A 23,253-nucleotide genomic window follows, 5' to 3' on the forward strand; every position below is an offset into this window, starting at 1 on the left:
GTGCAACGCGAACCCGCGTGCATCTGCCAGATTGTTTAGGCAATCGTTTTAAGCGCGCCCGTAGGCCTCGCGGATTGCCACATCCATAGCACTTTTGGGCGTGCGTTCAGCCCATGCGACCAGTTGAAACGCTGGATAGAAACGCTCGGCTGCGGCAACGGCGGCGTTGATCATGCGATCGACCTGTTTTGGCCCCGCGACCTGACCGCCATCCAGCAACAAACCATAGCGGTACACCATCAAGTTTTGGTCCTGCCAAAAAGTGAAATTGCCCGCCCAGCATTCGTCATTGGCGTGGTTCAACACTTCATAGATCTGCGGCAGGCGCTCTTCTGGCGGCTCCATCTCGAACGTACAGATCAAACGCAGGGTCTCGTCGTAATCGGACCATGCCAAAGTGATGGAATAAGTCCGCCACTGGCCAACAACGGCCATAGCGATCTGGTCGTCTGTCACGCGGTCAAATTCCCAATCGTGGGTGACCGCAAGGGTTTCAACCAGATCGATAGGATGAAGATCGTCGGTAAAGGACTGTTCGTTCAGCGACATGTGCAGCCTCGCTTTTGTTATCGTCTTTGGCTTTGCGATGTTCCCCAACACCACCACCAAGACTTGGTGCCTGCTCTAGGGGCGGCGGGAAACCTCGCACCCCATACCACATATGGTGTGTCGAAAGACTGCGCCTGTAAAGAGAAACTTTACCCTTATCCCCAGCATTCGTGCTTACCCACAGGGAAAATTCGCCCAAAGGGCCATTTGGCATAACTTATCCACAAGGCTTTGAGGAAAATGGAAAAAATACGCGCGCAAAACACAGGCGCTTAGACGCTAAATCGTCTCACGGCGTCGGCCCAACCGTGCAAAACGGTTCATATAAAGCGTTCATAATCAGCCCGCAATTTAGGCAATGAGAAAAAACGCAACGCAAAAAGGGGACGCAATGCGCCCCCTTGATACTGATAATTCTAAACCAAGTCCGTGGGTTCGGCTTATTTTGTAGAAGATTTTGCAGCCGCTTCCAAAGCGTCCAAACGGGCGCTCAAAGCGATGTTTTCTTCGCGCGCTTTTTGCGCCATCAACCGCACCGCTTCAAATTCGTCACGGGTGACGAAATCACGATCCGCAAGCCAGCGATCCATAAGACCTTTGATTGCAGTTTCAGCTTCGCCCTTTGCGCCTTGGGCCACGCCCATCGCATTGGTCATCAGCTGGGAAAAGTCATCAAGAATTTTATTGCGCGTTTGCATGGGGCTCTCCGTTGCGTGCCTGGTGGCGTGACTTGGGTCTGCGCGCCGCGCCGTAGGGGGCCAAGTCACGCGAATGTGTCGTCGTTGGGTGATATATGGGGGGAAGCGACGCAAATCACAAGGTTGACTCTTGGCCTTTCCCCAAGACAGATGCGCGCATGTTTAAATTGCCCGCCGTGATCCAATTCCCCGATATCTCGCCTGTGCTCTTCTCGATCGAGCTTGGGCCCATTCACTTTGCACTGCACTGGTATGCTTTGGCCTATATCGTTGGGGTTTTTATCGCATGGGGGCTGGCGCTGGCCGCTTTGAAAGCGGCTAGGCTTTGGCCAGATGACGGCGCACTGATGACGCGCGACCAGCTGGACGACATGCTGTCATGGCTGGTGCTGGGCGTGATTGTGGGCGGGCGTTTTGGCTATGTGTTATTTTACAAACCCAGCTATTTCTTGGCCCATCCTGCCGAGATTCCGATGATTTGGCAGGGCGGCATGGCCTTTCATGGCGGGTTCTTGGGCGTTGTGGTTGCGGCCTATCTTTATGGACGCGCGCAAAATCTGCGTCTGTTGTCGCTGGCAGATCTCTGCGCGATGGCGGCCCCTGCGGGATTGCTGCTGGGGCGGATGGCGAATTTCGTCAACGCAGAACTATGGGGGCGTCCCTCTGATGCACCTTGGGCGGTGATTTTTCCGGGCGATGCGGCACAGGCTTGCGCCACCGCAACCTCATTTTGTGCGCGTCACCCGTCGCAGCTGTATGAAGGTCTGCTTGAGGGATTACTTTTGGGCGCCTTGCTGTTGATCTTGGTTTGGCGTTTCAATGCGTTGAAAAAACCAGGGCTGATTGCGGGGCTTTTCTTTGCAGGCTACGGCATCTCGCGCTTTATCGTCGAATTTTTCCGCCAAGCCGACGCGCAATTCATCACCCCTGACAATCCCATGGGTCATGTCGTCATCGGCCTGTCGATGGGGCAGTTGTTGTCCCTGCCAATGATCTTGGTCGGATTGGGGCTGGCCATTCGGGCGAAACGCTTATGAGCACGCCTAAGCCCACTGCGACCCCAATGGCCGAGCTGTTGATGCGGCGCATTTCCAACACCGGACCGATTTCTCTGGCCGAATATATGGCCGATTGCCTGCTGCACCCGACCCACGGCTATTACACCACCCGCGATCCTTTGGGGGCTGCGGGGGACTTCACCACGGCGCCTGAGATCAGCCAAATGTTTGGCGAGTTGTTAGGTCTGTGTTTGGCGCAGGCTTGGATCGATCAAGGCTGCCCTGCCCCGTTCACGTTGGCGGAACTTGGCCCGGGGCGTGGGACTTTAATGGCAGATATTTTGCGCGCGACCAAAGCTGTGCCGCAGTTTCACGCATCGATGCAGCTGACATTGGTTGAGGCCTCGCCGACGTTGCGCGCCAAACAACAAGAGCTGCTCAGCGGCTTTGATATCACTTATGCAGACACAGCCGCCGATCTGCCCGATCAAACGCTTTTCTTGATTGCCAATGAATTTTTCGACGCTCTGCCGATCCGCCAATTTGTGCGTGACCCGCATGGCTGGCGCGAAACTCAAGTGGGATTGATCGACGATAAGCTTGCCCTTGGCCTGTCACAGCCTGCGCCCATCGCGCTGCTGGATCATCGATTGGATGACACGCAAGATGGCGATGTGGTTGAAATTTGCCCTTCATCTGCGCCGATCATCGATGAAATTGCACGACGTATCGCAGAGCATGGCGGGGCTGCGATTGTCATAGACTACGGCGATTGGCATGCACGCGGCGATACCTTTCAAGCGCTGGAAAACCATGAGATGGTCAACCCTCTGGCGCGCCCCGGATGTGCCGACCTGACCGCCCATGTGGATTTCGAAGCCCTGAGCATCGAAGCACAAAACGCAGGGGCTTATGTGTCATCCATGATTCCGCAGGGTCAGCTTTTGGCGCAGCTTGGCATTGTAGAGCGTGCTGAAAATCTAAGCATCCATATGCAAGGTGAGGCGTTGGAAAATCATATTGCCGCATTTGATAGGTTGATCAACGCCGATAAAATGGGCTTACTTTTCAAAGCAATTGCTATCGCGCCCAAGGCGGATATGTTGCCTGCAGGCTTTGCCCGCCCCGTTTGAACTGCTCAGGTCGCCCACTTTGTTTGAAAGAGTTGTTGATATGAACCTTGAAGTCATCACCGCTGAGGCCTTGGACGGAATCGATCACGGGTTTTTCACCCGCAAAGGTGGTGCCTCTTCTGGGGTGTACGCAGGTCTAAACTGCGGATTGGGCTCGACCGATCAATCCGACATCGTCGCGATCAACCGCCGCCGTGTGGCGCAGGCGATGAATGTCGATCAATCACAACTGTGCGGCGTCCACCAAGTGCATTCCAACGACGTCGTGCGGATCACTGGCGCCCCATCGGGCGATACGCCCCGCGCTGATGCTTTGGTCACCGATCAACCGGAGTTGGCATTGGTTATTCTCACCGCTGATTGCCAGCCTGTGCTGTTTGCCGACAAAAATGCCGGCGTTATAGGCGCTGCCCATGCCGGTTGGCGCGGTGCTATCGATGGCATTTTGGAGCGCACGGTTGAGGAAATGGTCGCCTTGGGCGCAACGCGCGAAAACATCACCGCCGTCATCGGCCCAAGCATTTCGCAAAGTGCATACGAGGTTGGCCCAGAATTCTTGGACGATTTTATCGCGCATGATCCTGACAACGTGCAGTTCTTTGCCAGCGGTCAGGGCGATCGGTATATGTTCAACTTGCCCGCCTTTGGGCTGCACTGTTTGCGCAAGGCTGGCGTTGGCCATGCAGAATGGACGCGCCATTGTACCTATGCGGATCCAGCGCGATTCTATTCTTATCGCCGGTCCGTGCATAAAAAAGAAGCCGACTACGGTCGTTTGCTGTCCACCATTCGCCTGTAAACTCTGGAATGCGGCTGAAAAGCGGCCAAGCCCCGCCCCATTTAAGTCAGAAACAATCTAGTCGCTTTAAGTTTCACTGTTTCCATTTTATTAAAAATTATTTATTTTCAATAGGATAATCATCGCCTTCACCCATCCCGATTGATCATGAAATTTTTCCTGCATTTACGCGAAAACATGCATCCGCGCCCAAATATCGCCTCAGGCTACAGTCATATTAGCCCTCACAAACACACACCCGCACCAGACAGGGCATTTGAGAGAACAGAGCATGACACAGCAAACCAAAATCAAGAACCGTCGTTGGCTGACATCTGCAATCGCAGAGGCAAAGAATTCTGACGTACACCTGCCTTGGGCCCGCGGCAATCGCCGGTCCGAGTGGAAAGCAAAGGTTGCTGCCCGCGCCTTAGGCTCCAAATTGGCCGCCTCAGCATAGGCCGTCTTGCTGTGGACCGAAGCTCCCTCCCGACTTTGGTCTGCGGCCCAAAGTCCCTAATAGAACTAGAATCACTTGGCAGATTCGCATCAATCGTGGTGAACACCCAACGGCCTGCGCCGTCTTTTTCAGCAAAGCAGCGCCACATTTCTCGCAGATTTGGAAACAAAGAAACGGAGCCAACTGTCACTGGTGCCGCAGTTTGAGGTAATACTATTAAGTTTTTGACAATAAGCCTAAATACCTGTGAATGTTTACCCACTGGATCGGTGGGGGCCGAACAGTGACCACAGGAGTGTTCAATGTCGCACCCCCATTTTGACGCAAACTCTGCGTCAGGCACCCCGCGCGCTGCCACGCCGCTTGGCGCCACTCATCCAACGAAGGCGCAAGCCGCTTGGACTGTGCGCCGCGCACGCCCTGCGCCACGCACCGAAATTGCCACCCGCATCTTTGACATGATGTGGTCGGCTGCAAATGGCGATATCATGGATCGTCGCGTATCTGCCCCTGCTTTACCCGTATTTGAGGATGCCTTTAGTGCATTTGCCCGTGGCGCTTTGATCCCGACAGACCATGGCCCCGTTGCCATCGAAGACCTGTTGCCCGGTGACCTTGTGGAAACAGTCAGTGGTGATTTTTTGCCAATCCAATGGATCGGTTCCATGCAATTGGATGCCCAAGGCACCCGCAAGCAAGGGGCGGCCCCTGAATGCCTGTATCGCTTGATGGCGGATAGCTTTGGCTATGGTTGTCCTGCCCCTGATCTGCTGCTTGGCAGCGGCGCGCGCTATTTGCACCGATCAAATGCGCTGAAATCTTATTTGGGCACATCAGAGGCCTTGGCCCCAGTGTCGAGCTTGGTGGATGGACATGCGGTGATCGAAGTGACGCCGATGTCTTCGGTGAAAACTTACCATATCTGTCTGCCGCAACATCGGTTGATCCGCGTCAACGGCGTTGATTTAGAGACATATCATCCAGGAACTGCGGCCTCAGGCCAGCTGATAGGATCGATGCGCGCGCGGTTTATGGATTTGTTTCCCCATTTGACCGAGTTGGGTGATTTTGGGGCAATGGTGCATCCGCGGCTGTCAGCGGGGGATCTTTTAACATTGGACGCGGCCTAGGCGTTTATTCGTACAAAAGATACATCAAAGCGGCCTCCGAGTGGGGCCGCTTTAAGACTTTAACCTAATATAGATACATGACGGCAGTCTATGCGTTTCGCGCCAAGCGCGCCTCTAGTACTTCAAACGGCACGCCGGGCTCATCTTTGGCGCCACGAATCACCAACGACGTTTTCACGCTGGCCACATTGGGCGTCGACAACAATTGCGATGTCAAAAACGTCTGAAAGGTCGACAGATCAGGGGCGACACATTTCAAAATGAAATCAACCTCGCCATTGAGCATATGACATTCACGTACCAGCGGCCATTCAATGCATTTTGCTTCAAACGCTGACAAATCCACTTCGGCCTGGCTTTGCAAACCCACCATCGCAAAAACCTGCACTTCAAAATGCAACGCGCGCGCATCGACCACCGCGTGATAACCGGTGATATAGCCAGCTTCCTCGAGTGTACGCACACGGCGCAGGCACGGCGGCGCGGAAATGCCAACACGTTTGGCCAGCTCCACATTCGTCATACGCCCATCAGCCTGCAATTCAGCCAAAATCTTGCGGTCGATTTCATCAAGTTTATGGACGGGCATTCAGGTCTCCGACGGTTTAGCGAAAAGGGGTGCAATTTTCAAAACAACTAAAAACACCCTACTGGGCGCAACGATGTGTCTCATTTAGGGCGTATAATTTCAAGAAGATTCCATTCACTGCACAAAAGGATTGGTCTCTTGCTCAATAAAAATACCCCTAATACGCAACTGTGAAGGATTGATATGCGACTTGGGTTTACGTCCTTGGGACGGCGTGTCTATATCGGGTTCAACCTAAAGACAATGACAAGAGGCCGATATGTCTGAGACAAAACACTCCAAAGTTCTGATCATTGGATCTGGCCCAGCTGGATACACTGCTGGCGTCTATGCCTCACGTGCGATGCTGGCCCCCTTGCTGGTGCAAGGCATCGAGCCCGGTGGTCAATTGACCACCACGACCGAAGTTGAAAACTGGCCTGGTCACACAGAAATTCAAGGTCCAGAATTGATGGTCAACATGCAGGCCCATGCCGAAGCCATGGGGTGTGAGATCAAGCAAGATATCATCACCGATCTTGACACCAGCAAGCGTCCTTTTGTTGCCATGGGCGACAGCGGCACGACTTATACGGCTGATGCGGTGATTTTGGCGACAGGTGCGCGGGCGAAATGGCTTGGGCTTGAAAGTGAAGAAAAATTCAAAGGCTTTGGCGTCTCGGCGTGTGCGACTTGTGATGGATTCTTTTACCGTGGCATGGAAATCGTTGTCATCGGTGGCGGCAACACGGCCGTCGAAGAAGCGCTGTTTTTAACCAACTTCGCCTCTAAAGTGACGCTGATCCACCGCCGCGACAGCCTGCGGTGTGAGAAAATTCTTGAGCACCGCCTGTTCAAAAATGAAAAGATCGAAGTGCTTTGGGATCATCAGCTTGAAGAAGTCTTCGGCGATGAGGCCCCAATGAAAGGCGTCAACGGCGTGCGCGCAAAACATGTGAAAACAGGTGTGATCACCGAAATCCCAGCCAAAGGCGTCTTTGTCGCCATCGGTCACGCGCCGGCAAGCGAATTGGTGTCTGACGTTTTGGAAACGCATAACGGCGGTTATGTCAAAGTGATCCCCGGCTCGACTGAAACATCCATCCCTGGTATTTTCGCGGCGGGCGACTTAACCGACCACAAATACCGCCAAGCTGTCACCTCTGCGGGCATGGGTTGTATGGCTGCACTCGACGCAGAACGGTTCTTGGCGGAACAAGAAGACTAAGCCACATGACAGCCACATCATATCCGTGGATGAGATGCATTGGCGCATGATGTTTACCCAGCGGGCAGAGGCCAGATTGGCCCCTGCCCGCAGCCCGCAGCCCTGAGGGTCGTGGGTCGTTCGCATTATGGCGGGCAGAAGAAAGCCTTTTATCTGTCTGCCACGTCTGAGGGGTGCGTCGTCGCGTCGCTATATGACGACCGAAGACCCTGAGCGCTCACTATTCCCTTTGCGCGTCCAGTCTGATCGCATCATTGATTTGCGCGATCCGCTTGCTTTCAAATTGTATGACAACGATGTGCCCCACCGCGCTGCGCATTGGCAAAAAATCCGCGCGCAAGGGCTGCGTGCACCCACCTGGGATATTTCGGACCGTGTGCGTGTGTGCGTGCGCTGGGGTTTCACGGTATGCTCTATGCCTCGCGCAGTGATCCAAGCAAAACACATTTGACGCTGTTTAAATGGAACACACCAAGCGGTGCTCGGGTGGTTGCTGCGGGCGCAGCGCAGGTTTGGAACACTTAAGGTTAGGCGACTTTCTGCGCAAAAAAGACGCATTTGGGCGACACTGGTACAAGTTTTCAAAAACTTCCCTTATTTTTGACTTTGTCTGAACATCAATCCGTGCGATGCGTTCACACGTGAACATACTTTGAGTCGCAGGATACTATTTTGACAACTGCCAAAACCAAATTCGATGATGAAGACCAGCTCTTCAAACTCTTGCGCCAGCTCGATCTGACGTCGGATGCATCTCAGCGCAGCATCGCAGAAGCGATCGGCGTGTCTTTGGGGCGGCTCAATGCACTCATAAAATCAGCAGCAGAATCGGGCCTTATTCGCGTCAGCGGACGCGACGGCCCCGACAAACGCCAACGATTTGCCTATTCACTGACCTCTCGTGGCGGCGCAGAAAAAGTGCGCCTCACCGACAGATTTCTAGCGCGCAAACTTAACGAATACAATTCTTTGCACGCGGAACTAACTGGCACCAGCAGCAGCTTGGTTCCGCTAAAACACAGGACCCACCCGATGGAAAACAACCTCGCCCCTATTTCTGAGCTCTACGTCTCATATGAGAGCGCTCAAAAACTTAAAGTTGAAGCCGCTGATCTTGTCAGCTGGGATTTGACACCACGCCAAATCTGCGACCTTGAGTTGTTGATGAACGGTGGCTTTAACCCACTCAAAGGTTTCTTGACCCAAGCAGATTACGACGGTGTTGTTGAAAACATGCGTATGGCTGACGGTTCTTTGTGGCCAATGCCAATTACTTTGGACGTGAACGAAGCATTCGCGGGTAAATTAGAAGAAGGCCAAGACATCGCGCTGCGCGACCAAGAAGGCGTTATCCTTGCGACCATGACGGTCACAGACAACTGGGAGCCAAACAAAGCTCTTGAAGCCGAAAAAGTATTCGGCGCTGACGACGACGCGCACCCTGCTGTGAACTACCTGCACAACCAAGCTGGCAAAATCTACCTTGGCGGTCCTGTGACTGGCATCCAACAGCCTGTCCATTACGATTTCCGCGCACGCCGCGAAACACCAAACGAATTGCGCGCTTTCTTCCGCAAAATGGGCTGGCGTCGCATCGTTGCGTTCCAAACACGCAACCCATTGCACCGCGCCCACCAAGAGCTGACATTCCGCGCAGCCAAAGAAGCGCAAGCCAACCTTTTGATTCACCCAGTTGTTGGCTTGACCAAACCTGGCGATGTGGATCACTTCACACGCGTACGTTGCTACGAAGCTGTGCTCGACAAATACCCACAAGCAACAACATCATTGTCTTTGTTGAACCTTGCGATGCGTATGGCTGGCCCACGTGAAGCTGTTTGGCACGGTCTGATCCGCGCCAACCACGGTTGTACACACTTCATCGTTGGTCGCGATCACGCTGGACCTGGAAACAACTCCCAAGGCGAAGATTTCTACGGCCCCTATGATGCACAGGACCTGTTCCGTGAGCACCAAGAAGAAATGGGCATCGAAATGGTCGACTTCAAACACATGGTTTGGGTTGCCGAGCGCGCACAATACGAGCCAAATGATGAAATCGAAGATCGTGACAACGTCACCATCCTCAACATCTCTGGTACAGAATTGCGTCGCCGTTTGGCTGAAGGCCTTGAGATCCCTGAGTGGTTCTCTTTCCCTGAAGTTGTGAAAGAATTGCGCCGCACAAAACCACCACGTGCGAAACAAGGTTTCACAGTGTTCTTCACTGGCTTCTCTGGCTCAGGCAAATCCACAATAGCCAACGCTTTGATGGTCAAATTGATGGAAATGGGCGGTCGTCCGGTAACTTTGCTTGATGGTGATATCGTGCGCAAAAACCTGTCTTCCGAGCTTGGTTTTTCTAAAGAGCACCGCGATCTCAACATCCGCCGCATCGGTTATGTTGCGTCCGAGATCACCAAAAACGGTGGTATCGCGATCTGTGCGCCAATCGCGCCTTACGCCACAACACGTCGCGCTGTGCGTGAAGATGTTGAAGCTTTCGGTGCCTTCATCGAAGTGCACGTGGCCACGTCCATCGAGGAATGTGAAAAACGCGATCGCAAAGGTCTCTACAAATTGGCGCGCGAAGGTAAGATCAAAGAATTCACAGGGATTTCTGATCCTTATGACGTTCCTGAAAACCCTGAAATGCGCGTTGAAACTGTTGGCACAGACGTCGACAACTGTGCGCACCAAGTGATCCTTAAACTGGAATCTATGGGCCTTATCGCTGGCAACTAAGCCATAGCGACCACACCAGAACACAAAACGCCCCGATCCTGTGATCGGGGCGTTTTGCATTTAAAGTAAGATAGAGTTCAGCGCGGGGCGCGCAATTTTAGTGCACACTCACCGGTGAAAAATCGTTCTCGCGCGCCAGATCAAAAGCCAGTTTCAAATCCGCAACAAGCGCCATCCGGTCGCCGTCAGAATTGTGCACCGAATAAATTCGCTCCATGTCGCCCGCTTTTTCACGCACCTCATCCGGCAGGTCAGCCACAAGGACGGAACGCACGTAGACGATTTTTTCATTTGCGTTTGGAATATTATCAAAATTCGCATTCATCGTCTTATCCTTTTCTAATTTCAATAACTTCGACAACCGAATCTGGCATAGCGCGTGACAGATCGATGTGCAGCAGGCCGTTTTCCATTGTGGCTCCCGCCACATCAACACCATCAGCCAAAACAAACGAGCGTTGAAACTGACGCGCAGCGATACCACGGTGCAAGAACAACCGTCCTTCAGAATCATCTTCTTGACGGCCACGGATCACCAACTGGCGATGTTCCAAGGTTATAGACAAATCCTGTTCGGAGAATCCGGCAGTAGCAAGAGTGATCCGATACGCATTTTCAGAAATTTGTTCGATATTATACGGGGGGTAACCGCCGGAATCCGCTTTGGCTGTGCGTTCCACCAATCGTTCCAATTGATCAAACCCCAGTAAAAACGGATGCGATCCAAATGTCATTTTCGTCATGAACATGCCCTTTCAAATCAAGCGACAGTACAAATTTAGCCCCGTTGCCGGCGACCCTTGTTAACAATATGGGGGGAGCTTAAGCTCGCTTCAAGGTTTGGATGACTTTGCTTTGAGAAAAGTGTGTTTGCGCGTAGAGTATATTCAACACCTAAAATGAGTCGAATGAACGCAAAATGAACACCACATCCCGTATGGACTATAAAGAAGTGCTGCGCATTAAGCTGTCAGTGCTCAAACGCGAACACGGCGATTTGGATGAGGCAATCGACGCGATTCAGGCCAAGCCGATGCCAGATGCGTTGCGTTTGCAGCGGATGAAGCGGCAAAAATTATCGCTCAAAGACCGTATCGCACAGCTCGAAGACCTTATCACCCCAGACATCATCGCCTAATCGCGGAAACGGTGCGCATTTTATTGCACCCCGTCTGATCCCCGCTATAGTGCGCCCTTCTCTCAAGGCACCAATGAGGACAGCATCGTGAGCGTCAAAGTCGGCATTATTATGGGCAGCCAATCGGATTGGCCCACTATGAAACTTGCAGCAAATATTTTGGATGAATTGGGCGTGACCTATGAAACCAAAATCGTCTCTGCCCACCGCACGCCGGATCGTCTGTGGGCCTATGGCAAAACCGCGGCCGAGCGAGGTCTAAAAGTGATCATCGCTGGCGCTGGTGGGGCTGCGCATTTGCCGGGCATGATGGCGTCAAAAACCCGCGTGCCTGTTGTGGGCGTGCCGGTGCAAACCCGCGCTTTGTCTGGCGTTGATAGCCTGTATTCCATCGTGCAAATGCCAAAAGGGTTCCCTGTTGCCACCATGGCGATCGGCGAAGCGGGTGCGGCCAACGCGGGCCTGATGGCCGCTGGTATTTTGGCCACGTCCGACGATGCATTGGCCGCGCGCCTTGATGCATGGCGCGATGCGCTTGCTGCCTCAATTCCAGAAGAGCCAAGCGATGACTGAAGTTCTGAGCACCGGATCGACCATTGGTATTTTAGGTGGCGGGCAGCTGGGACGGATGTTGTCTGTTGCGGCTTCGCGTTTGGGGTTTAAAACCCACATTTTTGAACCAGGGATCAACCCGCCTGCGGGCCATGTGGCCGATGTGGTCACCACGGCGCCCTATGACGATGAAGCCGCGCTTAAAGCCTTCGCCTCTTCTGTGGATGTGATCACCTATGAATTTGAAAACGTTCCCACATCGGCACTTGACCTTCTGGAATCTGTGACCCCTATTCGCCCAAATCGCCGTGCTTTGGCTGTGTCGCAAGACCGCATCACGGAAAAGGAATTCTTATCAGGTCTTGGCCTGAAAGTTGCGCCTTATGCGGCCGTGGACACAAATGAGGATTTGGACAAAGCGCTGGCTGATATTGGCGCGCCTGCGATTTTGAAAACCCGCCGCTTTGGCTATGACGGCAAGGGCCAAGCCCGCATCATGGATATGGATGACGCCAGTTCTGCCTTGGCCGACATGGCGGGTGCACCGTCAGTTTTGGAAGGCTTTGTGAGCTTTTCGCACGAGGTGTCTGTGATTGCCGCGCGCGGACAAGCGGGCGATGTATCTTGCTTTGATCCCGGTCAAAACGTGCATGTGAACGGCATTTTGCACACCACCACTGTGCCTGCTAATCTCACGGGCAACCAGCGTATGGATGCAGTGCTTTTGGCCGCGAATATTCTCAATGCGCTCGACTATGTCGGCGTTATGGGGGTCGAGCTGTTCGTCACGCCTGAAGGCTTGGTGGTCAACGAGATCGCACCCCGCGTGCACAATTCTGGTCACTGGACGCAAAACGGCTGTGTGATCGATCAGTTTGAACAGCATATCCGCGCTGTGGTGGGCTGGCCTTTGGGCGACGGAAAACGTCACTCAAACGTGGAAATGTTGAACCTGATTGGCGATGACATGGACCGCGTGGCGGACTATGCCAAAGACGGGAGCGTCGCGTTGCATCTGTACGGCAAGGCTGATGTCAAAGCCGGTCGCAAAATGGGCCATGTGAACAAGGTTACGGGCACCGCTTGATCGGGCCGCACTCTAAAAACCAAGCGCCGTGCAAGAGATAGCGCGGCGCTTTGCGTTTCGGCGTTTCAAAAAATGTTAGCGCTTCACCAATGAAATCCCGACACCGCCCAGCACCAAAGCGCTGGAAATCATCAGCCTAAGCGTCACGGGTTCAGCAAGCCAAACCACCCCACCTATTGTGGCCAAAATCGGCACGGACAGCTGCGCAACACTGGCGCGACTTGCCCCTAAGCCGGGCAGCACAGCGTACCAAATTGCATAACCAACACCCGAGGTGATCGCCCCTGCGATGATGCCCAAGAGCACGCCGCCAGCGGTGATCCCATCTTGCACGATGAGCCAAGCCAACACGACAGGCACAAGGGCCAGAGCAAAATTATAGGCAGTGTCAGCCAGCGGGTTTTTCGCGCCGCGCCCCAGCAAAGAGTAAACGCCCCAGCCAAAGCCAGCGGCCATCATCGCCAAACAAGCGGAAAGTGGCAAAGCAACATCGCCGCTTGGCCACAGCAGATAGCTGAGACCCCCAAGTGCGACGAGCGCTCCAAGCCAGCGCAGCGGCGGGATCATATCTTTGCCAATGCAAGCGCCGCCAAACATGGTGATTTGCACAGTCCCAAACAACACCAAAGCGCCTGCGCCTGAAGGCAGCGCGAGATAGGCGATGGAAAATCCGAGCATATAAAGGGCGAGCATGGCAGCAGGCACAAGCCGCGTATTCAAGCGCAATGCAGGCATAGAGCCACGCATACGGGTCAAACCCAACAACATCACAGCGCCCGCAGCCACACGCACAACAGCAAAGGCGAAGGGGTCAGAACCGCCAACGATGGCAAGCCGCGTCAAAACGGAGTTCGCCGCAAAGGCCGTCAAAGCAGCAATCGTGAGCCAAAGAAGTTTCATACGCGTGAATCCTTATGCCGCCCTCAGCGTCGCTATCTGCTGAAGATCATCAGTTGCCAGCCTTGAGATACCCAAAGGCCTGAGCTGTGGTCATATCGGTCTCGAAGCCTCCTGTCTGCAAAAACCGTAAACTTTGTGCCATCACTTTTGGGTTATGCATCATAAAGGTATGGGTCACAGGCAGGGTGATATGGGCGCGCATCCCAGCCACTTTGGTCGAGGCGATAGACACCTTGCCATCGTCAACGCCTTCAACCAAAGCCGAAGTAGCAGGATTCAAAGACTGACTGCCCGCGATGATGCCGGTTTCGAAAGGCACAGGCGGCAAATGGTCCGGAAGACCACCGGTTTTCAGCTGCTCTGCCGCAGGACCGTTGAGCATTTGAAACCATTTACTGTCACCGTGTGCGTCAATTATGCCAGACCCGTGATTGGGCGGGGCCAGCATAACAACGCGACCCCAATCAAGGTCGGGATGCGCTAGCGCATAGGTGCGCAGCAAAATGCCGCCCATCGAATGGGTCACCACATCAGGGGTTGCATCATTAACGCAGACTTGGCGCGCGGCACTTAAAGCGTGTTCGGCCAATGCCTCTATATGTGCGGAGCGCGATGGGTAACCTTGGTTCACGACGTCAAACCCTGCGTGGATCAACGACTGCTCAAGCGTCACCATCGAGGTCTTGGTGCGTGCCAAGCCGTGCAACAAAATGACGCAAGACGGCGTGCTGACGGAGGGCGCCATATCTGCCGCCACGGAAGGATGCACGAACACGCCAAAGGGCAGCGCTGAAAATAAAGCAAAAACAATAGGTTTTTTCATATTTTCAATATGGAGATCAACCATAGGGGTTTCAATAGACTTGCATCAAGGCGCGTCCGTGCCCATGCTAAGACATGTCACCCGCAATTCAATCCCCCCGCTTGGCCGCCCGCGCTCTCATTACGCAAGAGAACCGTTTGCTGCTGGTGAATGCCTATCCGAAACATCATCTTGGATTGTGGTGCGCCCCTGGAGGCGGAGTGGAACGTGGCAGCTCAATCCCTGACAACCTGATCCGCGAGGTGTTTGAGGAAACGGGTTTAACTGTCACCGTTGGGGAATTGGCGTTGATCAACGAATTTCATGATCCCAAAAGTGGATTTCACCAAGTGGATTTGATTTTTCATTGCACACTCGTGAATGGTCACATCGACCCAAATTGGAAAGACGTCGCAGGAGTCGTCAGCAAACGAAAATGGGTCACGCAAGAACAGATGTCTACAATGACCATTAAGCCAAGCAGCTTGTCAGAAATCGCTTTTGCACCACCTGGTCCTGCGATTTACGACCCGTTAGAAGTCATACTGAAATAGGATTATGCCGACGCAGGCGAAGTCGTCACGTCACCGACGGGCAAGAAAGCATCTGGGTAAACCAATTCATGGCGCGACAATCCTGTACCCGGAGCAATAGGGTAAAGCGATGTGTAATCTTGCGCGAAAGGTAGAACCAAGTTTTCTGCTGCCGCTTTTGAGAAGCCCACATGAGCAAAGTATGAAGGGTCACCAACCACAACGACTGCAGGTGCTTTTTCACGACGGGCATGATTCATACCACGGTAGACCAATTCACGACCAATGCCCTTTTTACGATGGCTTGACGAAACAACGAGAACAGACAAAACCCACCAGTCAGAAGGGTTGACCATTTTGGCGCAACACAGATAGCCCACGATTTTGGTGCCCTCAAATGCCAAGCGCTCCATCGCCACCATATTGGTTTTACGCAGCTTTAGAACAGTTTGATAGGTGGCAGCCTTGGAAAACTCGCTGTCCAAAAATATGGAAAGGGCGAGATCATCTGATTGTGTTAGGGGGCGCAGGTTCATGATCTAATTATCCAAACGTTGTTATTCTAGTGATCACGCTTTGAGCACGGAATAACAAGTCAAAATTTGTGATTAATTTGGTTTACAATTTCTTGATGCGCCAAGGTGGTGAATTCATAGGCGATTTACGCTCAAACGCGAAAACGGAGGGCGCTTTACACACCCTCCGTCGTATTTTTCAGTCAGATGACCGGATGATTACATCATGCCGCCCATGCCGCCCATGCCGCCCATGTCAGGCATGCCGCCACCGGCGCCGCCGTCTTTGGATGGTTTGTCAGCAACCATAGCTTCGGTTGTGATGAGCAAGCCTGCGATAGAGGCTGCATCTTCCAAAGCTGTACGAACAACTTTAGCTGGATCGATCACGCCGAATGCGAACATGTCGCCGTACTCTTCGGTTTGAGCGTTAAAGCCGAATGCAAGATCATCAGATTCGCGCACTTTGCCTGCCACAACAGCGCCGTCGACGCCTGCGTTTTCAGCGATCTGACGCAGTGGTGCTTCAATCGCGCGACGCACGATTGCGATACCAGCGTCTTGATCCGCGTTCGCACCAACAAGTCCGCTAAGACCTTTTGCAGCTTGAACCAGAGCAACACCACCACCAACAACGATACCTTCTTGAACAGCAGCGCGTGTCGCGTTCAAAGCATCGTCAACGCGGTCTTTGCGTTCTTTAACTTCAACTTCAGTCATGCCGCCAACGCGGATAACTGCAACGCCGCCTGCGAGTTTCGCAACACGCTCTTGGAGTTTTTCACGATCGTAGTCAGACGTTGTTTCTTCGATTTGCGCGCGGATTTGACCCACACGTGCTTCGATTTCAGCTTTCGCGCCATTGCCTTCAACGATTGTTGTTTCGTCTTTGGTGATGGAGATTTTCTTAGCGGAACCGAGCATGTCCATAGTGACATTTTCGAGTTTCATGCCGAGATCTTCTGAAATCACTTGGCCGCCAGTGAGGATCGCGATGTCTTGCAACATGGCTTTGCGGCGATCGCCGAAACCTGGTGCTTTAACAGCTGCGATTTTCAAGCCGCCGCGCAATTTGTTCACAACCAAAGTTGCAAGCGCTTCGCCTTCAACATCTTCTGCGATGATGAGAAGTGGTTTTTGGGATTGGATCACAGTTTCCAAGAGGGGAACCATTGCTTGCAAAGAAGAGAGTTTCTTTTCGTGCAAGAGGATCACACAATCTTCAAGATCAGCAACCATTTTGTCTGGGTTGGTGACGAAGTAAGGAGACAAGAAACCACGATCAAACTGCATGCCTTCGACAACAGTTGTTTCAGTTTCCATGCCTTTGTTTTCTTCAACAGTGATGACACCGTCGTTGCCAACTTTTTGCATCGCGTCTGCGATCTGACGACCGATTTCAGTTTCGCCGTTTGCAGAGATTGTACCCACTTGCGCAACTTCAGCAGTATCTTTCACTTCACGTGACGCCGCTTTGATCGCTTCAACAACGTTTGTTGTTGCAAGGTCGATGCCGCGTTTCAGATCCATTGGGTTCAGACCAGCAGCAACCTGCTTGAGGCCTTCTTTGATGATCGCTTGCGCCAAAACAGTCGCGGTTGTTGTACCGTCGCCAGCTTCGTCATTGGTGCGTGAGGCCACTTCTTTGACCATTTGCGCGCCCATGTTCTCGAACTTGTCTTCGAGATCGATTTCTTTGGCAACAGACACACCATCTTTGGTGATACGTGGCGCGCCGAAAGATTTGTCCAAAACAACATTGCGGCCTTTAGGGCCGAGTGTCACTTTAACAGCGTTAGCGAGGATGTTCACGCCGCGGAGCATTGCATTGCGGGCGTCTGTATCGAACTTGACTTCTTTAGCCATGAGTTCTCTCCTTAAGTCGGATTAAATTGAATGAAAGGACATCGGCGCTGCTCGCTCAATGAGCGGCTGCGCCCAAAGGGGTATCGCTTAAGCGATAACGCCCAAAATGTCGGATTCTTTCATGATGAGCAGCTCTTCGCCGTCAACAGTGATCTCTGTACCGGACCATTTGCCGAAGAGAACTTTGTCGCCAGCGACCACTGACATTGCGATCAATTCGCCGTTGTCTTTGCGAGCACCTTCACCAACGGAAACAACGATAGCTTCTGCTGGTTTTTCTTTTGCGGAATCAGGGATGATCAACCCGCCAGCTGTTTTTTCGTCGCTTTCAACGCGGCGAACTACGACGCGGTCGTGAAGTGGTTTAAAGGCCATCTTGCGCGGCTCCTTGCACAAAGTTTCAATTTCAGTCCCTATCTAAAAGACAGAGGTAAATTCATCGTTAGCACTCAAAGGTATCGAGTGATAACGATGCATAGTTAGGTACGGATTTGGAGGGTGTCAATGGGCGGAGCTGCGTTTCTCTTTCGAGAAAAATAAATCCTAGCCACATCTCGGAATTCCCGCGTAAAATTTACCCAGATTTAGATTAAGGATATTTCATACATGCTTACTCCCGATCAGTTCATCTCAGCATCCGAACTGCCAGCTTTTAAAATAGATGTAGCTGAATTTAACGTGAATGGGGCTTGCTTAGGTCCAACAACCTTACACATACACTATAATGAGCAGTTTAGCCCTCGCATACAATTGCAAGAGCTCGCTACATTTAAGGATGCATTCAACCAACCAACTATTTCTTTTAAATATAAAACTGGAGACACCGATCAAACCCTCTTTATAACAAAAGCCAACTTCTCTTCCAACAAGCCAGAGACCGATATAGAAGCCGTAAGCACACGAGAACCTATACTCTTAGTCGACAAACAAACATCCTCCAGCTTTGATGCAGTACTTCTAAACCCACCCGAATTTTTGCAAAAGCCTATTATCCTGACGGATATTGACGGCGTCGAGTACACAATTGTGCGTGCAAAAGAGACGAACAGCCCTTGTGTGATCAGCTCTAACCTAGAACTAAGAGCGGACGCCCCTCTCAAACCGCTAGGCCCTCTTATCGATTTCCTTACTTTCGTTAAAGGTGGGCACTTGGGCTTTGGCAACCTAATCGCACATGATGAAAATGCCGTAATCGCGCTGAGATTAATTGGCTTTACGCGCAACGATGCACAAAAAAGAAAAACAAATTGGTTCGACATCGGAATCCAGAGTCAATTGCCCGCCATATTTACGCTGTTTACTAAAGCATTATCGGACGACTTAGCGCAAACAGCACTTAGGCAAACAATCGAATTTTACCGTGCATCAAACGCTTCGCGAGATGTATCAATCGAAATGTCGATCATAGCGGCCCACAGCGCCCTAGAAGCTATCGTAAACTTCATCCTAGAATACCGTGCGGGCTGGTCTAATGCACTAATGACCTCTAGAACCAACTCATTCTCAGACAAATTGCGAGCAGCATGTTATTATTATGGGATACAAGCTGACCTGCTGAGTGAAAGCCCTGAATTAAGAAAAGTGGTTTCGGCAAGGAATATAGATAGTTACGCGTTGATATCTTTCTTCAGAAACAAACTTGTTCATCAAGATATCAAGTTCACACCTACGGGTATTCAGCTTCATGAAATTTGGCTGCTAGCACAATGGCTGGTCGAAGTCCTGATATTTGGCGTTATCGGCTATCGTGGAAAAATGATAGATCGACGCCTGTACCAAGGTTGGCGTGGACAGACATGCCAGATTCCACTCAAAAATATCTAACCCACTGCCCCATAAACCCCCGTCTCCACTTTCTCAAACCAGCCGTAATGATTGGCCCGCATAATTGCTGTGGCACGCTCTACGCCTGTTTCCTTTGCAACCACAGCGCCCTTGGTTGGGCCATGCTCAAGCAAATAATCGCGGCAGGTCTCGGCGTCTTGGCGGTAGGCGGTGTTTTTGGCGCCGCCCGGCGTGCCACCGATGTTGCGGTCTCCGTCTCTGCCGTTGAACTCTTTCAACGTGATCTCTTTGCGTTTTAAGTTTTTACGAGACTTAAACGGTTTTGGCTCATTATGGACCTGTACCGTACCTTCCAAGGCATTCACCGAGATCATGCCCAGCTCCAAGCGTTTGCAGATGGAGATATTGCCCTTAAAGACCTTCCACGCCGCGCGGCCTTTCCAGCGCGGCACAGCGACATAGACCTGATCGGTGATGCTTTGACGCGCGATGGCTTGGTGCAACAGCTTGAGTGAAAAGACTGTTTTCAACTCGATGATCACAGGTGGCGCGTCTGGCGCATCAGGGCGCAGCGCCATGACATCTGCATCCTTGACTTCGGCTTTCACCTCATAGCCCAGCGCCTCGAAATGGGCTTTCACGGGCAGATACAGGTCGGTTTCACGCAGTTTGCTCATGCCTTGTTGTAACGAGATGGACAAAGATGGGAAAGCCCTGCGGCACGCACATAGCCGCACCCCAATCTGAATAGGTGACAAGCGATGCTGCACTGCCTATAAGAACGCGAAATCACTCTTTTTACGGATATATCACATGACAACGCTCGTTTTCGGCCACAAATCCCCTGACACTGATTCCACAGGATCCCCCATCATCTGGGCTTGGTACCTGTCCGAGATCAAAGGCACGCCTGCCAAAGCTGTTTTGCTCGGCGAGCCAAACACTGAAGCGGCATTTGTCATTGAAAAATGGGGCTTTGAGAAACCTGAAATCATTTCAACAGTGGCAGCAGACCAAGACGTTGTCATCGTAGACACCAACAATCCAGCAGAATTGCCTGAGGCGATCAACGACGCGAACATCACAGCGATCATCGATCACCACAAATTGGTTGGCGGCTTGGAAACAAAGGGCCCAATCGACATCACCATCCGTCCGCTGGCTTGTACCGCGACGATCATGTTCGACCTGATGGGTGATGATGCAGACAAAATGCCTGACAATATCAAAGGCGCGATGCTGTCTTGCATCTTGTCTGACACGCTTGAATTCCGCTCCCCCACCACAACAGACCACGACAAAGCTGTGGCCACAAAATTGGCAGCTGAGTTGAACATCGACATGGCGGCTTATGCGGCTGAATTGTTCGAAGCGAAATCAGACGTGTCAGAATTCTCTGACGCAGACCTGATCCGTATGGACTCAAAAGAGTTCACAGTTGAGGGCACAAAATTCCGCGTGTCAGTTTTGGAAACAACTGCACCGAAAATCGTACTCGACCGCAAAGCCAGCCTTTTGAACTCAATGGTTGAAGTAGCGGCAGAAGACGGCGTTGATCACGTGCTTTTGTTTGTTGTCGACATCTTGAACGAGGAAGCCACATTGTTCATACAAAACGACACAGTGAAAACAGTGGCCGAGAAATCTTTCGGGGCGACAGTGACCGGCGATGCGGTTGTTTTGCCAGGCATCATGTCTCGCAAAAAACAGATCATCCCGAACCTCACACTGTAATTCGAAGCAACGTAATTCGAAGCAACATGTGATAAAAATCAGGCGCGCCTTCGGGGGCGCCTTTTTCGTCTCCTCACTTGGACAGCCCATGATCGACATCCGCCCTGCAGCAGACCCGCAAGACATTCGTACGCGCCTTATCGACATTTTGATGACCCATGCCCAAGACAACGGCACCCCGTTTGTGATGCAAGACTGGGGATTTGAGGCTTGGGACGGTGATGTGTATTTGGGCGGCGTTTTTGCCAAGGCTGGCAAGGAATGGCTTTACGTAGAGCTGCTCGCTGTCGCGCCTGAAGCCCGCGGACGCGGTGTGGGCAAACAATTGATGCAACAGGTTGAGGATAAGGCGCGCGACATGAACCGCACCGGTATTTTCCTCGACACTTTCGCCTTTCAAGCGCCCGCGTTTTATAAAACGCTGGGGTATGAGGAATTCGGCAAGATCGACGCCTATATGGACGGGCATCCGCGTCATTTCTTGTGCAAACAGCTCTAATCCCTCGATCAACCGCCTGTCTCTTTCCTTTTACACGCCCAATCTATACCACAGCCATGAACCGCAATGCATGAGGCCGCTATGACCCGTTTGATCCAAAACCTGTCCGAGATTTCCACCAACTACGACGCGCTTTTTGTCGATCTTTGGGGCTGCGTGCACAACGGGATCAAGGCCTTCCCTGAGGCGGTGAAAGCGCTGCAAGACTACCGTAAGGGCGGCGGCATCGTGATTTTGGTCACAAATTCCCCACGTCCATGGCGTTCGGTTGCCGCACAGATGCTCAGCTTCGGCGTGCCTGAAGATGCCTATGACGCCATCGCCACCTCTGGCGATTCCGCGCGCACGGCGATGCACATGGGCGCTGTTGGACAAAAAGTGTACCACATCGGCACACCTGACGAGATCGCGGTGTTCTTTGCCCCTAGCGATATTTTGGACAACGCGCTTGAGATCGAAACAGTGCCATTGGAAGAGGCCGAAGGCATCGTTTGCACCGGCCCGCGCGATTCGATGGCAGATGTCGATGTGAACCGGCCTGAGTTTTTATACGCCAAGCAAAAGGGTTTGAAGCTTCTGTGTGCCAACCCCGATATTGTTGTGGATCGCGGTGAAACACGCGAGTGGTGTGCGGGTGCTTTGGCGGCGCTTTACACCGAAATGGGTGGCGAAAGCCTGTATTTCGGCAAACCTCATCCGCCCATTTATGATCTCGCGCGCAGGCATCTGTCGAAAATTGCGCAGGTCGATGACGCGAAAATCATGTGTATCGGTGACGGTATTGGCACAGATGTTATGGGCGGCATTGGCGAAGGCTTGGATGTTTTGTTCATCACCGGCGGTTTGGCGGCACATGAGTTTGGCAACGATCCTGCCAATCCCGATCCCGAGCGCCTGAAAACATGGTTGGCGGACCAAAACCTGTCGCCAACGGCTGCGATTTCATTTCTGCGCTGAGCCTTGTATAAACCTATCGCGCAACTTGATTCTCATTATGTTGCTAAAATAGTAATTAAGTTGCGCATATGATTGATTTACGGTCTCCCTTGTGCTATGCTGCATCGCAACATGACCAAGGAATCGCATCATATGCTCGACAATTTTCCCCGTGGGACGATCTGTATCGAAGATATCGAAATCGGTATGACCAGATCCTTGCGCAAAATCGTCACCGACCGCGACATCGAACTGTTCGCCGAGGTGTCTACCGACCGCAATCCCGTGCATTTGGACGAGGCCTATGCGCAAGACACTATTTTTGAAGGCCGTATTGCCCATGGCATGCTAACCGCAGGGTTGATTTCAGCTGTGATTGGCGAGCAGTTGCCGGGGCATGGGACGGTCTATTTAGGACAAACGCTTAAGTTCCTTGCCCCTGTGCGTCCTGGCGATATGGTGTTAGCCGAGGTCACAGTGACCGATATCATCCACGCAAAACGTCGCGTCGCCCTTGAATGTAAGTGCACGGTGGGCGATACCGTGGTTTTAAAGGGCGACGCCATGGTGCTGGCGCCCAGCCGCAAATTTGATTGACGCGCGGGGCGGCCCCCGCGAG

At 52.5% G+C, this 23,253-nt stretch carries 27 protein-coding genes; 16 read left to right on the top strand and 11 right to left on the bottom strand.

Annotated features, from left to right (window positions below; genetic code table 11):
* Nucleotides 1–48: 48 nt before the first annotated feature.
* Both WNY38_RS03415 and WNY38_RS03420 read right to left on the bottom strand, forming a co-directional pair.
* Complete coding sequence (locus WNY38_RS03415; protein WP_342855920.1) at nucleotides 49–549, bottom strand: YbjN domain-containing protein; 501 nt, start codon at nucleotides 547–549, stop codon at nucleotides 49–51.
* Nucleotides 550–989: 440 nt separating this feature from the next.
* Nucleotides 990–1,247, bottom strand: a complete 258-nt coding sequence (locus tag WNY38_RS03420; protein WP_342855921.1) for an accessory factor UbiK family protein — start codon at nucleotides 1,245–1,247, stop codon at nucleotides 990–992.
* Between the two features lie 167 nt (nucleotides 1,248–1,414).
* Here WNY38_RS03420 and lgt point away from each other — a divergent pair, with 167 nt between their 5' ends.
* The 5 genes from lgt (at nucleotide 1,415) to WNY38_RS03445 (ending at nucleotide 5,746) form a co-directional block, all read left to right on the top strand.
* Nucleotides 1,415–2,284, top strand: coding sequence for a prolipoprotein diacylglyceryl transferase (gene lgt, locus WNY38_RS03425; protein ID WP_342856085.1), 870 nt, complete (start codon nucleotides 1,415–1,417; stop codon nucleotides 2,282–2,284).
* The gene (locus tag WNY38_RS03430; protein ID WP_342855922.1) at nucleotides 2,281–3,378 is read left to right on the top strand and encodes an SAM-dependent methyltransferase; all 1,098 of its coding nucleotides are present in this window, start codon (nucleotides 2,281–2,283) and stop codon (nucleotides 3,376–3,378) included. The genes lgt and WNY38_RS03430 overlap by 4 nt, the downstream gene beginning before the upstream one ends.
* A gap of 40 nt (nucleotides 3,379–3,418) precedes the next feature.
* A complete protein-coding gene (pgeF, locus tag WNY38_RS03435) occupies nucleotides 3,419–4,177 on the top strand; it encodes a peptidoglycan editing factor PgeF (RefSeq protein WP_342855923.1) in 759 nt (252 codons plus the stop codon).
* 271 nt (nucleotides 4,178–4,448) lie between these two features.
* Nucleotides 4,449–4,616, top strand: a complete 168-nt coding sequence (locus WNY38_RS03440; protein ID WP_342855924.1) for a hypothetical protein — start codon at nucleotides 4,449–4,451, stop codon at nucleotides 4,614–4,616.
* Nucleotides 4,617–4,918: 302 nt separating this feature from the next.
* The gene (locus WNY38_RS03445) at nucleotides 4,919–5,746 is read left to right on the top strand and encodes a Hint domain-containing protein (protein WP_342855925.1); all 828 of its coding nucleotides are present in this window, start codon (nucleotides 4,919–4,921) and stop codon (nucleotides 5,744–5,746) included.
* A gap of 88 nt (nucleotides 5,747–5,834) precedes the next feature.
* Here WNY38_RS03445 and WNY38_RS03450 read toward each other — a convergent pair whose 3' ends face one another.
* The gene (locus WNY38_RS03450) at nucleotides 5,835–6,335 is read right to left on the bottom strand and encodes an Lrp/AsnC family transcriptional regulator (protein WP_342855926.1); all 501 of its coding nucleotides are present in this window, start codon (nucleotides 6,333–6,335) and stop codon (nucleotides 5,835–5,837) included.
* A 259-nt stretch (nucleotides 6,336–6,594) separates the two neighbouring features.
* On the opposite strand from WNY38_RS03450, the gene trxB reads away from it, so the two are divergent.
* The gene (gene trxB / locus WNY38_RS03455) at nucleotides 6,595–7,542 is read left to right on the top strand and encodes a thioredoxin-disulfide reductase (RefSeq protein WP_342855927.1); all 948 of its coding nucleotides are present in this window, start codon (nucleotides 6,595–6,597) and stop codon (nucleotides 7,540–7,542) included.
* A 672-nt stretch (nucleotides 7,543–8,214) separates the two neighbouring features.
* Complete coding sequence (locus WNY38_RS03460) at nucleotides 8,215–10,287, top strand: bifunctional sulfate adenylyltransferase/adenylylsulfate kinase (protein ID WP_342855928.1); 2,073 nt, start codon at nucleotides 8,215–8,217, stop codon at nucleotides 10,285–10,287.
* A gap of 97 nt (nucleotides 10,288–10,384) precedes the next feature.
* Here the strand turns inward: WNY38_RS03460 and WNY38_RS03465 are convergent, their stop codons facing one another.
* Nucleotides 10,385–10,612 (bottom strand): DUF1150 family protein, encoded by a 228-nt coding sequence (locus WNY38_RS03465; protein WP_342855929.1) that lies wholly within the window; start codon nucleotides 10,610–10,612, stop codon nucleotides 10,385–10,387.
* Nucleotides 10,613–10,616: 4 nt separating this feature from the next.
* Complete coding sequence (locus WNY38_RS03470) at nucleotides 10,617–11,030, bottom strand: Hsp20 family protein (RefSeq protein WP_342855930.1); 414 nt, start codon at nucleotides 11,028–11,030, stop codon at nucleotides 10,617–10,619.
* 176 nt (nucleotides 11,031–11,206) lie between these two features.
* Between WNY38_RS03470 and WNY38_RS03475 the strand changes: the two genes are divergently transcribed.
* The 3 genes from WNY38_RS03475 (at nucleotide 11,207) to WNY38_RS03485 (ending at nucleotide 13,064) form a co-directional block, all read left to right on the top strand.
* The gene (locus WNY38_RS03475; RefSeq protein ID WP_342855931.1) at nucleotides 11,207–11,425 is read left to right on the top strand and encodes a DUF465 domain-containing protein; all 219 of its coding nucleotides are present in this window, start codon (nucleotides 11,207–11,209) and stop codon (nucleotides 11,423–11,425) included.
* An 84-nt stretch (nucleotides 11,426–11,509) separates the two neighbouring features.
* Nucleotides 11,510–11,998: a 5-(carboxyamino)imidazole ribonucleotide mutase gene (purE, locus tag WNY38_RS03480; protein ID WP_342856086.1), complete on the top strand. Its 489-nt coding sequence runs from the start codon at nucleotides 11,510–11,512 to the stop codon at nucleotides 11,996–11,998.
* The gene (locus tag WNY38_RS03485) at nucleotides 11,991–13,064 is read left to right on the top strand and encodes a 5-(carboxyamino)imidazole ribonucleotide synthase (protein WP_342855932.1); all 1,074 of its coding nucleotides are present in this window, start codon (nucleotides 11,991–11,993) and stop codon (nucleotides 13,062–13,064) included. Before purE ends, WNY38_RS03485 begins: the two co-directional genes overlap by 8 nt.
* A 75-nt stretch (nucleotides 13,065–13,139) precedes the next feature.
* On the opposite strand, the gene WNY38_RS03490 is transcribed toward WNY38_RS03485, so the two are convergent.
* Nucleotides 13,140–13,964: a DMT family transporter gene (locus tag WNY38_RS03490; protein ID WP_342855933.1), complete on the bottom strand. Its 825-nt coding sequence runs from the start codon at nucleotides 13,962–13,964 to the stop codon at nucleotides 13,140–13,142.
* A gap of 49 nt (nucleotides 13,965–14,013) precedes the next feature.
* Complete coding sequence (locus WNY38_RS03495; RefSeq protein ID WP_342855934.1) at nucleotides 14,014–14,811, bottom strand: alpha/beta hydrolase; 798 nt, start codon at nucleotides 14,809–14,811, stop codon at nucleotides 14,014–14,016.
* 50 nt (nucleotides 14,812–14,861) lie between these two features.
* On the opposite strand from WNY38_RS03495, the gene WNY38_RS03500 reads away from it, so the two are divergent.
* Nucleotides 14,862–15,320: an NUDIX domain-containing protein gene (locus WNY38_RS03500; protein ID WP_342855935.1), complete on the top strand. Its 459-nt coding sequence runs from the start codon at nucleotides 14,862–14,864 to the stop codon at nucleotides 15,318–15,320.
* Nucleotides 15,321–15,322: 2 nt separating this feature from the next.
* Here WNY38_RS03500 and WNY38_RS03505 read toward each other — a convergent pair whose 3' ends face one another.
* The 3 genes from WNY38_RS03505 to WNY38_RS03515 form a co-directional block, all read right to left on the bottom strand.
* Nucleotides 15,323–15,835 carry a GNAT family N-acetyltransferase gene (locus WNY38_RS03505; RefSeq protein WP_342855936.1) on the bottom strand — a complete coding sequence of 171 codons (513 nt, stop codon included), beginning with the start codon at nucleotides 15,833–15,835 and terminating at the stop codon, nucleotides 15,323–15,325.
* 198 nt (nucleotides 15,836–16,033) lie between these two features.
* Nucleotides 16,034–17,680, bottom strand: coding sequence for a chaperonin GroEL (gene groL / locus WNY38_RS03510; RefSeq protein WP_342855937.1), 1,647 nt, complete (start codon nucleotides 17,678–17,680; stop codon nucleotides 16,034–16,036).
* An 87-nt stretch (nucleotides 17,681–17,767) separates the two neighbouring features.
* The gene (locus WNY38_RS03515) at nucleotides 17,768–18,055 is read right to left on the bottom strand and encodes a co-chaperone GroES (RefSeq protein ID WP_342855938.1); all 288 of its coding nucleotides are present in this window, start codon (nucleotides 18,053–18,055) and stop codon (nucleotides 17,768–17,770) included.
* A gap of 231 nt (nucleotides 18,056–18,286) precedes the next feature.
* On the opposite strand from WNY38_RS03515, the gene WNY38_RS03520 reads away from it, so the two are divergent.
* Entirely contained in the window at nucleotides 18,287–19,504 is a 1,218-nt protein-coding gene (locus tag WNY38_RS03520) for a hypothetical protein (RefSeq protein ID WP_342855939.1), read from the top strand.
* Here WNY38_RS03520 and WNY38_RS03525 read toward each other — a convergent pair.
* The gene (locus WNY38_RS03525; protein WP_342855940.1) at nucleotides 19,501–20,166 is read right to left on the bottom strand and encodes a DUF2161 family putative PD-(D/E)XK-type phosphodiesterase; all 666 of its coding nucleotides are present in this window, start codon (nucleotides 20,164–20,166) and stop codon (nucleotides 19,501–19,503) included. The two genes, WNY38_RS03520 and WNY38_RS03525, sit on opposite strands and share 4 nt — an antisense overlap.
* A 112-nt stretch (nucleotides 20,167–20,278) precedes the next feature.
* On the opposite strand from WNY38_RS03525, the gene WNY38_RS03530 reads away from it, so the two are divergent.
* The 4 genes from WNY38_RS03530 (at nucleotide 20,279) to WNY38_RS03545 (ending at nucleotide 23,231) form a co-directional block, all read left to right on the top strand.
* The gene (locus WNY38_RS03530) at nucleotides 20,279–21,199 is read left to right on the top strand and encodes a manganese-dependent inorganic pyrophosphatase (protein WP_342855941.1); all 921 of its coding nucleotides are present in this window, start codon (nucleotides 20,279–20,281) and stop codon (nucleotides 21,197–21,199) included.
* An 88-nt stretch (nucleotides 21,200–21,287) separates the two neighbouring features.
* Complete coding sequence (locus WNY38_RS03535) at nucleotides 21,288–21,698, top strand: GNAT family N-acetyltransferase (RefSeq protein WP_342855942.1); 411 nt, start codon at nucleotides 21,288–21,290, stop codon at nucleotides 21,696–21,698.
* 81 nt (nucleotides 21,699–21,779) lie between these two features.
* Nucleotides 21,780–22,655 carry a TIGR01459 family HAD-type hydrolase gene (locus WNY38_RS03540; protein ID WP_342855943.1) on the top strand — a complete coding sequence of 292 codons (876 nt, stop codon included), beginning with the start codon at nucleotides 21,780–21,782 and terminating at the stop codon, nucleotides 22,653–22,655.
* A gap of 132 nt (nucleotides 22,656–22,787) precedes the next feature.
* Nucleotides 22,788–23,231, top strand: coding sequence for a MaoC family dehydratase (locus WNY38_RS03545; RefSeq protein WP_342855944.1), 444 nt, complete (start codon nucleotides 22,788–22,790; stop codon nucleotides 23,229–23,231).
* Nucleotides 23,232–23,253: the final 22 nt, after the last annotated feature.

This window comes from Pacificibacter sp. AS14 (assembly GCF_038899935.1).
Taxonomy (GTDB): domain Bacteria; phylum Pseudomonadota; class Alphaproteobacteria; order Rhodobacterales; family Rhodobacteraceae; genus Celeribacter.